This window comes from Chryseobacterium sp. WG23 (assembly GCF_024586575.1).
GTDB lineage: Bacteria > Bacteroidota > Bacteroidia > Flavobacteriales > Weeksellaceae > Chryseobacterium.
The window spans coordinates 215,926-231,570 of the sequence record NZ_JALCZE010000007.1 but is presented as its reverse complement, the minus strand read 5'-3'; the positions used below and the strand labels follow the sequence as shown (position 1 = coordinate 231,570).

The 15,645-nt window shown below is 36.4% G+C and carries 8 protein-coding genes and 1 tRNA gene; 5 read left to right on the top strand and 4 right to left on the bottom strand.

Annotated elements, in window-relative coordinates; all coding sequences use genetic code 11:
* Positions 1-3 precede the first annotated feature (3 nt).
* The 4 genes from MP477_RS12775 (at position 4) to MP477_RS12760 (ending at position 11,091) form a co-directional block, all read left to right on the top strand.
* Complete coding sequence (locus tag MP477_RS12775; RefSeq protein ID WP_257190735.1) at positions 4-6,252, top strand: hypothetical protein; 6,249 nt, start codon at positions 4-6, stop codon at positions 6,250-6,252.
* Positions 6,253-6,333: 81 nt separating this feature from the next.
* Positions 6,334-8,004: a hypothetical protein gene (locus MP477_RS12770; RefSeq protein ID WP_257190734.1), complete on the top strand. Its 1,671-nt coding sequence runs from the start codon at positions 6,334-6,336 to the stop codon at positions 8,002-8,004.
* 64 nt (positions 8,005-8,068) lie between these two features.
* Positions 8,069-9,523, top strand: coding sequence for a hypothetical protein (locus MP477_RS12765; RefSeq protein WP_257190733.1), 1,455 nt, complete (start codon positions 8,069-8,071; stop codon positions 9,521-9,523).
* Positions 9,524-9,525: 2 nt separating this feature from the next.
* On the top strand, positions 9,526-11,091 hold the full coding sequence (locus MP477_RS12760; protein ID WP_257190732.1) for a hypothetical protein: 1,566 nt from the start codon (positions 9,526-9,528) through the stop codon (positions 11,089-11,091).
* Between the two features lie 109 nt (positions 11,092-11,200).
* Here the strand turns inward: MP477_RS12760 and MP477_RS12755 are convergent.
* The 4 genes from MP477_RS12755 to MP477_RS12740 form a co-directional block, all read right to left on the bottom strand.
* A tRNA-Phe gene (locus MP477_RS12755) sits at positions 11,201-11,273 on the bottom strand.
* A gap of 243 nt (positions 11,274-11,516) precedes the next feature.
* Positions 11,517-12,251, bottom strand: a complete 735-nt coding sequence (locus MP477_RS12750; RefSeq protein WP_230037005.1) for a hypothetical protein — start codon at positions 12,249-12,251, stop codon at positions 11,517-11,519.
* A 50-nt stretch (positions 12,252-12,301) separates the two neighbouring features.
* Positions 12,302-13,318 (bottom strand): bestrophin family protein, encoded by a 1,017-nt coding sequence (locus MP477_RS12745; RefSeq protein ID WP_257190731.1) that lies wholly within the window; start codon positions 13,316-13,318, stop codon positions 12,302-12,304.
* Between the two features lie 6 nt (positions 13,319-13,324).
* Positions 13,325-14,026, bottom strand: coding sequence for a potassium channel family protein (locus MP477_RS12740; protein ID WP_257190730.1), 702 nt, complete (start codon positions 14,024-14,026; stop codon positions 13,325-13,327).
* A gap of 485 nt (positions 14,027-14,511) precedes the next feature.
* Between MP477_RS12740 and MP477_RS12735 the strand changes: the two genes are divergently transcribed.
* Complete coding sequence (locus MP477_RS12735; RefSeq protein ID WP_257190729.1) at positions 14,512-15,564, top strand: hypothetical protein; 1,053 nt, start codon at positions 14,512-14,514, stop codon at positions 15,562-15,564.
* Positions 15,565-15,645: the final 81 nt, after the last annotated feature.

Sequence of the window (15,645 nt, the reverse complement as noted above, 5' to 3'; positions counted from 1 at the left end):
AAAATGAGTTTTTTTAAATATCATAATTATTTCAATTCCAGTGCCGATTCAGGAATCAGTTCTTCTACAAAGAACCAGGGAAATGTAATGCAGGTGGGAGCAATGGAAACATCAGGATTGATTACAGTTCTGGACGAAAGCGGTAACCTGAAATGGAACAAAGTGTATCAATCTTCACAGGGAGGAAGCACCAAATTTATCAAGGTAATGCCATTCTCAAACGGTGAGTTTGCAGTTCTGGGAATGCAATCTTATAAAACTCCTTTTGTAATGAGAATCAGAGCAAACGGAGAAGTGGTATGGTGTAGAAGTTTTCCATCCATTGAAACCGATGAAAGACGTATTTATGCTGAAATATTTGTCGATTCAATGGTTTATATTACTTTTCATAATATAAACACAAAGACCAGCGGAACTCTTCTATTAGGTTGGGATGGAAAAGTAGAGTCAAGAACAGATATTATTAATAACGGAACTCCAGGGGCAACCCTGGAAGTTACCGGAATCAGTACCTACAGTGAAATAGTTTACATAAGCGCCAACGAAACCCTTAATGGAGTAAAACGTGGAGTATCTTTATATGGACAGGTAAGTGCACCAGTACTTAGTGCTGACTATTTATCAGTAGATGGAACTCCTATTGTTTTGAATGGAGTGTATTGCCGCCCGGTTCAGCATGGGTACCAACTGTATCTGTCAGGTAAATTAAACACTATTCCTGTTTTGTTAGGAGAAGAATCAATTGCAAGGTTGTATAACGGATGGGACCGTCAGCTGGTGACATTTACCTATGGAAAAGACTTTTTCTATGGCCAAACAGGAGCAGGTCATAATTTTTGTTTTTCTCTCTATGATGACATTCCTCAATGGACCAGAGAAGCGAAAGGCAAAGAGTTTGTTATTGATCAGATTGTTGGGAGCGAAGTAACGGTTAGAGGCCTGAATGATGCCTATTTTACCGGACTTGTAGGACCTTCAATTAATACCTGTAACAATATTCCGGTTAATAATGTCCAAGTATCAGAGACGTATTTTGAGATGGACCAAGCTCCTTACAATTATTCCAGAGTAAATGTTACGGAAGCGGATCTCAATTTTAATATTACAGATAAACCTTATACAAACACAAATGCGTGTGGTACAGATGGTGGCGATGGAACAACGATACCTTTTAATGAATTTTCAGGATTGCAAACCCCCAATTTATATCTTCAGGCTGCCGGATCCAAAGGAGACGACAGTACAAAAGGTATTCACCTGCGATGGGGATTCGGAGGTAAATTAGGAGAAAATCACCTTCCTAAAGGGAAACTGTCATCTACTAAAAATAATTTCAACAAACCTGATGATTTTGTAAAAGTATACAGAACCCTTTATACAAAAGAAATTTTCACCTTAGACTTTAAACAGGCTCCTCAGCTTATTGATGAAAGTAAGAAGATGTGGATGTATAAGTTTAATAATGACAATAGAATTTTTTATGTCTATTTCAAAAATAAAACAAAATACACACAGGTAAGACAGTCTGTCAATCCGATGGTTGATCCGCTTAAATTCATGCAGCTATATGGTAATGAGATTGTGGAAATTCTTTGTAAGACAGATATCTTCTTTGCAGCAGAACTGGATGTGATTGATCAGCAGTCAGATTCACTTGTGGAATTTGAAGCCCTTTCCCTTGCAGAATCCAATAACTTATCCCAACAGCAACTTGCTTACAGAACATACTGCTACGGTAATGAAGTTTCAGAAACATATTTTAATGCTGAGAACGGAAAAACATTACGTTTTAGAGCAGATAAATGTATTGTCGCCAGAGTTAGATTTGAATTCTACTCAGACTTTATTATCAGCAGAAACCAGGCAAATGCATGGAAACTGATGGGAGAGTTTGCTCTTACCGATGAGAGAGATTTGGCTTTGGAGAGATTAGATCCTTTACCTAAGGATAATCCTGTTCATGGAGCTTGGTTAAGATACAATGATGAAGCCTATGTCAATGTTGAAAACTATCATAAAAAATGGGAACATCCATCTATTGGACCTTTAGACAGAGATATTCAGACGGTAGTCAAGAGATATGTAGAGCTGAGTAATGATCAGCTGAATCCAAAAGGGAACGAAACAATTTCAATTAATCTTTCGCCTACCGGTTCACAACAGGTGGTTGATATTAGCACGAACCTTCCTCAGGAAGGGGATATGCAGGTTTCCAATCTGGATATTTTAAATATTGCAGCGCTGGATTATCACGTGGCAAGAATGCTGGGATTAGGGTATCTTGATATCAAAGATGAGGTTTTCGGAAACGAATATATTTATATCACAGAATATTATACCAATAACAATCTGGATATCAATTCGGATGATAAGACGTACCAGTTACTTTCAATGTCTCTTCCTGTTTCTACTGAAATTGAAAGACTTTCATTACCGGTAAAGCTGATGAAGCTGAATAAAGGAATGGACTCCAACAATCCGCAGTCAGCTGGTCTATACGATGCAGAGGGATATTCTCATAATGGAAAATACCGCTATATCAATGTTTATAATCTGCAGATTCCTGAGCTTGAAATCAATCCTTCATTTTTTGGATCATCTCAGAAATTCGATGCGTCCTCATTTACATTTCCTGTGTATGCAGGTCTGGAGTACCGTGTTGTAGAACCTGGAGAAGCAGATGATTATACCTGGATCAAACCGGAATTGTGCCACGATACCAAATACCTGAATGTAGATGGTTCTGCAAATGCTGCTGATTCTTGGGAAACATTACCTCTTCAGATTCCGGATACTTATGCACCGTTGTATATGCATAAGCAGGATAAGAGCGGAACGTATTTTTATAAAGGATATGGGATCAACTGGTTCTCAAGAGCTCAGACCGGAGGGGATGAACTCTCAATTGATACAAAGATTAAACCTAACAACAGATTATTACCTCCTACAGCAACAAATGCTTTTCTTATCCAGAAAGAATATCCTGTAACACTTACTTCTCAGGAAGAACAGGATCGTAGAAAAGCAATCACAGATCCGGATAAAACATTGGTAAGATTAGGCTTTGATCATCATATTTATCAGGACGAAATTATATATCCTATTTCATTTGACTCTACGTTGCCAGATGATTACTATCTGGGTCCCGATACTATTTTTCCGGATGATAAAGAAGTAATGGCAGATGAAGTGGAAATCTTCTACAGAAATTATACCATGAAGGAGATTTCAGCAAAGGTTGTAAACATAGACCATCATCCTGTTAATCAGCTTTTAGCTGTTATTAAGACAGCGGATTATATTCTCCCAAGCTCAGGAGGAACTATTCTTCCGGGATCTGGAACCCCTGCTCAGCCTTCAATTCCACCCCATATTCTAAAATCGGAAATTCCGTCAGGAACTACCATTAATGATTTTATCGGAGGAATTTTCTTATTGGATTCCGAAAGTTATATCATTAACGGAATCGAAGTGGAGCCTTCAGGATTGAAATTTACAGTGTTCAAAAAAACACCAAGTGCAGCTATTATTTCAGGTGCCACACCGGTAATTGACCAAAGCAGTCTGGTACTTCCAACATTCAGTCCCGGGACTGAAGGATTATTCAGTGCTACGGAGAATATGCAGAATACACCAACATGGGGACCAAAAAATCCTAATTCGCTGAAAGTGAAAATTGGCACCAATGATTGGGGAATTCATAGAGAGATTATTCATACACAGCAATCGGATGGATCTGTTCAGAGATTTCTTGAAAAAAGCAGGGGATTCTGGAAAAATGCTAAAGTGGAACTGCATTTCGAATTACTTGACAAATATCAGAATAAAAAAAATGAGGTTATTGACAATCCTGCTAATGGTCGTAAGATTCACAGAGGAGTGTATATGATTACATTCCCGGGATTCCAGCTTGCACAACATTCCCAGTTTTTATCTAATACAAATTCTGTAGAATGGTTAAATGGTATTGTGAGATTATTTACCGTGGAAGACTATAATAATGGAGTTCCTAAAGAATCCAGATCTATTTTTAAAGTGGTAAGAACGGAAAATATTGGCAAGAATCAAGATCTTGTACTTTATATCTATGATGAAAATTTCAGAATTCTGGAAGATGACATTACAAATTTACCGATTTTCAACTTCGAACCTAGTTTAACGGAACCTGTAATTCCTCCGGCACCGCTTCCTACTGATCCTACTATTGGGAAAAATATCCTTGTAAATTACTATCCTTCTTATAGAGTATACTTATATAAAAATGCAGCCAATAACCTAATTGAAGATGCTGTTTTACCACCTGAGAATGAAGATGTAAAATATTCAATCTTTGGATTTAAGAGTGTGGATAATGACAATGTGGATATGCAGGGTGCGAAGTACAAATCTAAGTTCAGTGTTCCTGCTGTGATGTTTGCCAACAGAATTGTTGAACCTAAACCGCCAAAACAGCCAAAAGGTTCTAAATATGCAACAAGACCGGATAAATTTGGAAAGGCTACCTATAGTTTTATTACCGAATATGACCATAAACCATATTCTGTACAGTTTTTCAGAGCTAATAATGCAGTATTACTTGCCTCATTATATGAGTCCGGAACGATTATATCCATCAAAAAAATGCTGGATAGTCTGGGAGGAAATGACGAAGTCTTTTTCAATAACAGATGGATGAATTTTGTGGATTTTGAAATGCTTACCGGTGGAGTAAAGGATGGATATGAAAACTTCTCAGATAGTATGGATGATGCATTACCGATGCCTGATAATATACTTTTCTTTGCTGCTATCAATGCGTTTATTAAAGAACATAATAAGCATTATAGTTTAAATCCTAGTAACCCACTGTATTCCCACCCGATTGATGATACGGCAATAGGAACCATATCAATTAATGAGCCTATTATTAAAGAGCTTCCAGGTGTTTCTTCAGTATTGTATTTAGGACATTTTATTAAAGAAGCGATCATCAACTGCTTTCTGCCACTTACGGAGGTGCCGATTATCTATCAGCAGATTCAGAATTTTGATTTCAATAGTCTCACAGGTCACAGGCCTAAAAATAAAAAACAGAATATCAGGGATGCTTCAGGCTATTTATTGCCTACTACACATCAGGATTTTGATATGGCTCCAATGGCTGCTGTATACAGCCAAGGCCAGGGAGGCACTCCTCATTCGACATTGTTTACCGATTTTACGCTTGATGGGGCTTCGGATAACTTCTACTTCTATGGAGTAAGAGAGTTAGGAAATCAAATGCAGATGAGCGAATTCAGTAAATTCCAGGGGCCAATTAAATTGGTGAATACCAATCCTGCGGAACCACCAAAAATCTTGAGTTTGCTCCCGGTGGTAGACAATGCAACATTAGGAATCTCTGCCAAAATAAGAATTGAGGTCAATTCTTATACCGATGTACATAAGATCAATGAGATTTCGGTGTACAGAGCAACCAATAAACTGGATGCAGACTCCATATTGAGCATGAAGCACATTAAAACAGTGAATATTGCTGATGTAGAAGTGAATCCTGTAAACGGATCATGGACGGTGTATGATGAATTCGAAGATCTGGATGAAAAACCTTATGGTGATCCTCTTTTCTATCGTATCGTTGCTTCAAGAAAAGTAGAATACACAACCACAGATTATACTGTTTCACCTCCCGTTACAAAAAATGTACAGGAGCAGGCTCCGTCGTTACCTTCAAAAACTACGGTAACGATGCTGGTAGAAAATTATAATCCACCGGCACCCGTGTTGAGATATCATTCCGAGCCGGTAGACTCTGATGTGATCAATTGGGTGATTCTATCCTGGGATCAGATTTGTTATAAAGGGAAATATCACCTTTATAAAATGAGCCCTCAGGGGAACTGGAAAGAGCTGGCCAGAATAGATACAGATGAAAAAGATACTTCAAAAGCAAAATTGTATCTGTATGGTAATAATCCGGCAACTAATAAAGATGAATGGTTCTTTAAGGAAGCATTTGATATGACAGGAAATGAATTTTTCCTTCCGGTTGAAAAATTAGGTCTGGATCCTATGAAGATTAAAGATGCAGAAGGAAGAGTACTTTATCATCACTTCAAAATGGTATCTCAGAATACTTCCAATATGTTCAGTACCGAAGAAAAAATCCTGACCATCTACAAAGAAGAAACCTGGACGGATATCGGTGGAATCTCTCATGACGGAACAGACGGAATGATCTTACAGGGAACTTTCATTGTAAGACCTACCTAAATCCTAATTATTAATAAAGATGAAAAAGTTCCTCCTTTCCCGCTCGGTGAGGAGGAGCTGATCATCAAAAAACAACAAATTATGGCAAAAAAAACAATAGCTGCCTTAAAGGAATATTTTAAAGCAGGAAAAAGACCTACCGAAAGTCAGTTTGGAGATTTTATAGACAGTTATGTACATATGGATGCTTTTAATCCTAATGCTTATCTGCCGCTCTCGGGAGGGAAAATGTCAGGCATTTTAAGTTTAGGTAATACCAGTACAACGTGGATTTCCAGGGATTTTTCAGATGTATCAGTTAATAGTAACTTTTCCAGATATTTTACAAAGCTCACGGGGTCCAATGGAGATATTGATAGTTTTGGATACTATGGGGCAGTCACAAATACTGGTTCGGTAACTATGAATTGGGGATTTATTGGAGGAACTACCTATAATGGGAAAAATGCAATCAGATGGACCTCTGATCAGAGAGTTGCCATAGGTGGTAGTGCTGCAGTAGTCCCAACTACAGGATATGCATTAGATGTAATAGGAAACGCATATGTAAGAGGAGATGTAACCTTTGCCGGCAATCTGAATACCTATCAGGGTTCATTACAGGTTCAGCATCTAAATGTTAATAAGCTAAGGGCAGACAGCGTAAATACCATATTATCAGCAGCATCCAGTAGTGGTACAAGTGGGATATTTTTAAGACCTGCAGGAGATACAGTTACCACAAACCAAATTATCATTAATGCGAACGGAACTCAGTATGTAGATAATTATAACTTACTTTTTGGATCTCAAATAACTACAGGATCATCTGTTTTCCATACCAATATTCCAGGAGTTAATACACCAGGTTATGGTATATGGATGGCACACAATCTCCAGTTTAACGGAACAGATTTTATTCAGCCAAGAGGAACCTTGAATTCCTGGGCTTTTACAGTCAATAACCACAAAGGTTTTTCATTTAACAGGGCGAATAGCAGTACAACAAATGGCTCAGCAGTATCACTTATTGAATTGGTAAAGATATCAGGCACCGGTGTGATCAGTACATTAAACAATGGAAGCTCGGACCAATGGAATACAGCTTACGGTTGGGGAAGCCATGCAGGAAAATATTTACCCATAAATTATTCTGCTCCGGTCAGTGCATTACCTTATCAAAATGATATGCTGGCGGTACCGGTAGGAACTTATGTATCAGCAGTGAGCTCAGGAGCTGTTAATTTACCTTTCACACAGGCAGGAGGATTGATCTCTTTTGGTAGCACAGCTGTTTCAACAAGATTACTGGGAGCCAGGGATAACTCAGATAATCTGTGGTTTCAATCTGGTGATGGTAAAGGAGCCTGGAGACAGCTTGCAACAAGAGATTGGGTTACTGCTCAGCTGGCTTCGGCGTCCAGAGCTACAATGTCAACAGCTGAAGTTTCTTATGCTCAGATCAGAGAAAGTATACAACCCGTTAAAAAAGAATATGAAATTGATTCAGCTTTTTATTTAGAAGTAAACGATACAACAGACTTCATTACCGTTACAGGTAATCAGCCGTCAGATATGATTTGTAATATAACGGGATTGTATTCTCAACAGGAAATTAAAATCATCAACCTGTCAACATCTTCTTTTATTGAGCTTCAGATAAAAGGGCGTTCAGCTGTTGTGGTAGAGCCAATGAAATATATGAAAATCTATATCACAAAAGATTTAAAGGTAATAAATATGGGCCAGTTTGCTTTAGAAGTTTTGGCTTAAAAAATTAAAATCTTTCCTGTTAAGTAAATAAAAGGAAAGAATAATCATCAAAAAACAACAAATCATGGCAAAAAAAACAATAGCTGCTTTAAAAGAATATTTTAAAGCAGGAAAAAGACCAACTGAAGGTCAGTTTGGAGATTTTATAGACAGCTATGTACATTTAGATGGATCTTCAGAATATTCCTCTTTTGTAGAATTTCCTGCAGATTATAAAGTAGGAGACTACATGGAATTTTTAAATTTTGCACCTTCCAGTGCTAATGCAGGTGGATTCTATGAAATATCTCTGGCATATACCAGAGGAAATATTGCTTGTGGCGCAACTCATATTGCTGCAGTTTCACACTCTAATCCAGATATATGGAGAGAGTGTGGAACCATCAATAAAAATAATTATATAGACAGTGAGCCAAATTATAATTTTACGATTGATGTAAATGGTGGAAGATGTAAGTTCCGTATCAGAGCGATTCATACATATGGATCTCCAGATCACGTGCTAAAAGTTTTTATTAAAATAAGATCTGTTAATAAGAATGATGGATGGACGGCAATAGATAACAAAGGTAACAGCCTAGCCTCCGTTCCTCTTCAGCCAATGTCTAATGAATGGAACCTATGGGTAGGAAACCTTCTATCAACTGAAAGTGCTAAAATAGGATTGAAAGTCAATGCTAAAGGAAATGTTGGAATTGGAACTGCTACACCTGAAACAAAGCTGAATGTAGTACAGGAAAACTCGTTAAATCAAAATTCCACGACCGCGAAATTTACAACGAACGGCGCGACAGGAGGAAGTAATATAGTAAGTCTTTCTTATCATAATAAAGCCAATCTGGAATTAAACTCTGGGTTTTCAGGCTTAGGAAGAAGATATGGAGATTACTATGACTTTAATATAGAAAATGATAATTCTTATGATCCACGCTTTGGATCTATCAATTTCGTGACAAGCCAAAATATTCAGATGACCGTAAGACCCGGTGGAAATGTAGGAATTGGTACAGCCAACCCACAGCAGAAACTTGATGTACAGGGAGTAATCATGTCACAAATCAGTACTAATGAAGGAGGAGCTATCTATTTAGATAATCAATCTAAAACAACACCCGGTACAGCAAACAGATGGGCAATCTATAATATGACAGGGCAATACACGAATAGTTTACAATTCTGGAATTATCTTAACGATGGTGGAGGCGGTGCAAAACTCATATTATCTGATGCCGGCAATATGGCATTACACGGTAAACTTGAAGCAAAAGATGTAGTGATCACTACAACACCTACTGCCGATCATGTTTTCGCGGTAGATTATAACTTAAGAGAGATCGGTGAACTTGAAAAATTTATTTCAGAAAAAAGTCACCTTCCGGAAATTCCTTCTGCAAAAGAAATGACAGATAGTGGCTTGTCGGTAGGAGACTTTCAAATCAAATTACTTCAGAAAATTGAAGAATTAACATTATACATGATCTCGATGAAAAAAGAGATTGATGTTTTAAAATCAAACTAATTATGGCAAAAATAACAATCACACAATTAAAAAATTATTTTAAAGCAGGGAAAAGACCAACGGAAAGTCAGTTTGGGGATCTTTTAGATAGTTATGTACATCTGGATGATCCTACCGTATTTCCTAATAGTTTTAAGCATAAAGACTTATCCGTTAAGTTTCCCAATCTGGAAAGCAACTTGGCAGTAGACATATTGTTGGGAACGATCATTAATGGGAATATAGAAATACATGTTGTAGGTGCGTGGAATAGCGAAAATACCGTAGGGATCATTAAGAAGCAAATTATCGTTGGCGCAAATCCTAACGGAGGTATCTGGTCCGCACCTGTATCAAGAATTATAGAGGCTTCGGGACCTATCACAGATCATATTTATCTCAGTGATATCATATGGGATAGTACTATAGCACAATATAAACTCACGCTGTATCATACACGTCAGTCTGGAAATGTGTATGCAATCAGGCTGATACAGCATTGTAATTCAACCGCTGTCATTGATAAGGCAGTATTGTCTGACATTTATACCAATGTCCTTACCGGTCAGAATAAACATTATGTCAATTATAATGATAATGTGGGAATAGGTACCAAAAAGCCGCTTGCGCCATTAGATGTTCAGGGACGGATTTTATTGAATGCCGGTTCTAGTGTGGTAAGCGGCGTGGGAATTGTTGGGTATACTACCCAGTGGTCCAGAGGATATAATTTTGTATCACCTGATAATACGCAGCATTTGGGCGGTTTCGGAGCCTTGGGTACCAATAACCAGATTGATCATTATTTTGTAGGAAAATATGGCGGAAGTATCGCTAAATTTTTTGCGGGTGATGATCGTGTTTTCCTTAAGGGGAATGTAGGAATCGGAACCGAAGCTCCGGCAGCAAAACTAGATGTTGTAGGAGAGATATTGTCCGGAAGTAAATCGGCAACAGAAGGAGTTAATGCTTTTGCAGTACGATATGAAAATGGATCTTTTAATAACTGGGGGGCTTTAAGAAGCGGTGCAGAGACCTATATGAGTTATGGGGTAAAGGCTTCACCCACCACAGCTTATGGATGGGTATCAAGCAACGGAAGCTTTTCCAATTATAAAAACGCGGTTACCCTGGGAAATGAAGGAATAAAGTTCCTGGGAAGTGCCAGTGCACAAAGCGCTATCAATTCACCCATTGTTATGAACGAATTGATGAGGATCGCTCCTAATGGAAATGTAGGAATAGGAACTAAAAACCCGGATCAGAAACTTACTGTAAAAGGAAAAATTCATGCTGAAGATGTTATGGTGGATATGAATGTTCCTGCAGATTATGTGTTTCAAAAATATTTTGACGGTGAATCTTCTATCAGACCGGATTATCAAATGCCAACCATCAGTGAACTGGAATCTTTTGTAAGAGAGAATAAGCATCTTCCGGAAATTCCTTCCGGAGAGTCTATCATGAAAGATGGCGTCAATTTAGGAGACTTCCAGATGAAATTACTTCAGAAGATTGAAGAACTGACACTCTACGTCATTTCTCAGAATAAAGAAATAGAAAATCTGAAAGCTGTTATTAAAAAATAGTACGATTCGAAGCCTATTTAATAAAAAAGGCCGTTTTCACGAGTTGTGAGACGGCCTCTTTATATGATATGAAACAAAAAAACCTCTAAGTGAATTAGAGGTTTTAAAGTGGTTTCTCCAGGAATCGAACCAGGGACACATGGATTTTCAATCCATTGCTCTACCAACTGAGCTAAGAAACCATTATATTTTTGTTTGATTTACTTCGTTGTTTTAAAGTGATGCAAAAGTATAATATTTTGTAATACCACACAAGTTTTTTCTGATTATTTTTTTTAAAAAAAAGGTTTATTATGAGATCTATTTTTTAATCAGTTGAAGCCCAGAGGATTTGTGTTTTTACGAAGCCATAATACTTAATCTGTTTAAAGTTATTCAATTTGATAACAACCGTCAGATTAAGTATTAACTCATTCAAATAAGGATTATTCATAATACTCTTTCATAAGGCTTTTCCGTTCCTTGGTTTCCAGATTGATATATTCAAACTTTTTATATTGGCAGAATGATCCCATATCTTTATCACCATTAATAAAAATGCCTCCTACCAAAATGACATACTTGCAAGGGTAGTTGGTTTCTTTTACCAGTACTTCTATACGTTCGTCTATAGCTTCATACATGACTTCGGTAGCTTCAAAAATCTGATTCTCTGCATTCAGGATCCTGTCTTTGCTGTGAAGAAATATTTGCTCAATGGTATTCATCTGAAAATCCAGTGAAGTGATATTCCCTTCTATAATTTGTCCTGCTGCCAGTTTTCCTAATGCTCCTTTTGCCGCACCACAGCAGGCAGAACTGTTACTTTGTCCTATTCTGCTTATTTCTCCAATTTGTCCACTTTTAGTAATCCCGATATGAGGCGCGTAAAAAATGACTACAGCCCCATCCTCAGGAACGTGATGAGCAAAAGCTCCCATTCCTGTGAGGCCCGCAAAAGGAAAGCCATCAAGTCCTCCCAGATGAAACGGACCAAGCATTTCATATGCCCTTGGTGGATACTGTATTGCGTTGACATCATCACAACACATACTGTCGGCATGCATCAGCTGATTAGGTTTTAATTCTAAATGTTTTTCAATGGTATCTAATAGCCGGTTGACCGTATCAATAGATGTTAAAGCTTTGGGGTACCATTTTCTTACAGATTCTATACTCATATTTTTTGTTTTTTTTGCACTAAATTTTACCAGCAATATAGTTGTAATTTTTACATTAAAATATTATTAACAGGCTGTATAGCGGCAGGTAATTCTTTTTCTCCAAACATTTCACGCAAATCAATTTCTATATTCCTGCTGATTTGTGTAATTGAAATATCATTTGCATTTCCTTCGAATGGGTTTTCCGTACTTTCGCCAATCTGTTCCAGAACCAAAAATACCCAGCCCAGCAATACACTAAAAGGAACAGTAAGCCAGATGATGTCTTCGCCAAATTTTTCCACCATTTTTGAGAATTCTCCTATAAATCCTAATGGTAATAAAAAGCACAGAGCATTTGTAAAATACAGATTAATGCTGGAGAATTGCCGTGGATAAGGAAAATTTTTAATCCTTTCACATTTTCCCTGCTGATCATATAATTCTTTAAACTGATTTTCCAGAGCGGTATAATTATAATCTGAAATTTTACCCTCTTCATTCAATGTTCTCAAGTGAGTGGATTGCAAAGAAATGATTTGGGTAGCCCTGTTTTTTGTAGTAAGGATATGTTCCAGCTCATCTTTATTTAAAAAAGGTTTCAGCTCATCTTCAATAGCATTCTCCCATTCCGGAACTTTATAATATTTTAAATATTCCCTGTTGTAGCTTTTTGTTTTTACATGCTCCCAGCTCTTGGTTTCTCTGAGCTGAAATCTTAATGCAGTAAGCCAGGCAAAATGACGGTAGATGATCTGCTGATGTATGGCAGCTTCCAGGGTTTTATCATCAGCTCTTATAAAGTCCTTTACCAGTATGCCAAAACTGCGGCTGTTATTGATGATTGCTCCATAAATCTGCCGTGCTTCCCAGCTTCGGTTATAGGTTTGGGTATTTTTAAACCCAGAAATGAATGCTGTGGCTGTTCCCAGTAATGCTACAGGAACCCATGGAATGGCCAGCCATTTCCATCCGAGAAAATAAAATAAAGCGGTAGGAATAATACTTAAAATAAGCATCTTATAGATTTTCTTCCTTGTCCACGGAATAAACTGATAAAGCTTGTAATGTGAGCCTGTATTCATAACAAATTAATTTTTTGAAGAAAATTTACTGATCAGAATACCCACAAGCACTACAGTATAGAACTGTCCGGCTATACCCACAAAAGCGGTTATCAGCTTTGTAACATGTGTATTGGGAGTGATATCCCCAAATCCGATACTTGTAAATGTTATAGAGCAAAAATAAACCAGATCAATAAAAGTAAGAGCAGGAGAAGATATATCAACCCCCTTAAAAGACGCGTGGTTGCGATATTGGAAAAACTGCAGTGAAAAAACTGCAATTTCAATCAGCAGCATATATCCACAGATTGAAGCAGAAATAATATCTGTATTGATATACCCCGGTTTTATAAGAAACCGCAGAACTTCCATAAAAAGAAAACAGAAAAAAACTACATAATTGATGTTCAAAAAAGTAAAATACCAGGAAATATCTTTAAAAAATGGAATACCAATGGGTAATAATAAAATAACAATGAAATGCAGATTTCTGAACCAGTGCTTCCAGCTATGCTTTCCTGTAAATAAGAAAACAGATCCCAATCCTAGAATTACCATATTTATAGGCCATATTACGCGGGTATAGAAGTCCATATCTGTAAGAAATACTCCCACAAATAAATGCTGTAGCAAGGCGAATAATAGAATCTCATATTTTCTTTCCTGTAACTTCCGGTTGGTTTTTCTTACAAAACCCAGGCTCTGCTTTGGATCTTCACCATGCATGGTAGTAATTGTATTTTTTTAACATCATTGAAATACAAAAATGAACTATTAAAATTAAAATAACATGGTGAATTTTTCTGAAATTTCAATTCCGAATTTTTTATTCCCTGTTTACGGATCCGATATGAAGAATGACAGATTGATTTAAAAGCGGCAAAAATTATTGCTCTATAAAAATGATAAAAACGGAAAAGGAATAGGGTTTGGCTTTTCAGGTGGTCAATAGCTGAAGATAAAAAAACAAAAAAACCTCTAAGTAAATTAGAGGTTTTAAAGTGGTTTCTCCAGGAATATCCCTTTATTCTGATTTTCAATAATTTAAAACTTTGTTTACTTGTAGGAGGGACAAAGTAGAGACAGAAATTAATAAATAAAATCTTTTTTGCCGATATTTGTTTAACTCTGTTTAGTAAACTATGAAAGCAAAGATAAACAATTTTTACAATTTTCTTAATGAACTTCGATATAGGTTTCAAAACATTTTAATGTCAAATCCTGAAAGCCTCAATGAAGATGTTTCTGTTCTGGAATCCATATATTCATTCAATAAAGAGCAATTTCCATTTGATATTAAAACCGTCTTTGAGGGATTATACACAGAAAATCCCGATAAAATGGAATTGATTTTTTGGGACAAACTCAAAGAATCTTACTACAATTACGAGCAGTTTATAGAATTAGATTATCAATATTTTAAAAATCTAGATTTACCTGAAAAATTTCAAAACCTATTCTATCACAGTAAACTTCTATCATATAACTATTTTGCCTATGTTTCCCGTATCTACTATTGGTATTATGGTAGGAAAAATGAAAAAAGGGGTGAAAAAGAAAAGATTACAGTAAGATTTTTAGATGATTATAGTAAGAGAATCCCCGACTTATCTGAAGATGGTGCTATGCAAAAAATTCAAAATTACTTTTCTCTTAATTTTGAAATGTTAGAAAATTACATAAAATACATTTACGCAAAAAATGATTTTCAACTTGAAGTTGTTGAACTCCAAATATCTGATAATAGCATTGTAAATAAAGAATTGGAAAAGTTAGCTGGTGAATATTATTCAAAATTAGAAGAACTTGCAAACTACAAAGACAATATCACAAAATTGGTGATGAATCTGAGATTTGAATATCCTGATTTTTTAAGTAGTGAAGGTATATTTGCGAAAAAAATTGTTAGAGGTCAAGAGCCTATAAAATTTCTCCATCCAGAAAATGTCTTTAATTCCCTTTTACCACATATTCAAGATGAGTTTAATGAGCCTTTAAGAAAGTTGATATTTGGTGAGCATACTAATGTAGACAAAGAAATTAATTTTAGAGGGAGTTCTAACAAGTTTGTATATTTTTTCAAACAACTGTATGAAGATAGTCATCTGATTGCTGATAGCAAAGAACAGATCTCGGAGTGGATAGTTAAAAACTTCCTATTCTACGATGAAGAAAATTTTAAAAATTTTAAAAAAGATACTATTCAAAAGACCCTAATGCGTGATTCAAAACCCCCACGAACAAAAATCAAGTATCTGATTTAACTATTTAATGTCCCTTTTTTGTCCCTATTTAAGTACAGGCATTGATTGAGGATAATCGGTTAGAGTATTTTTGTAACATAA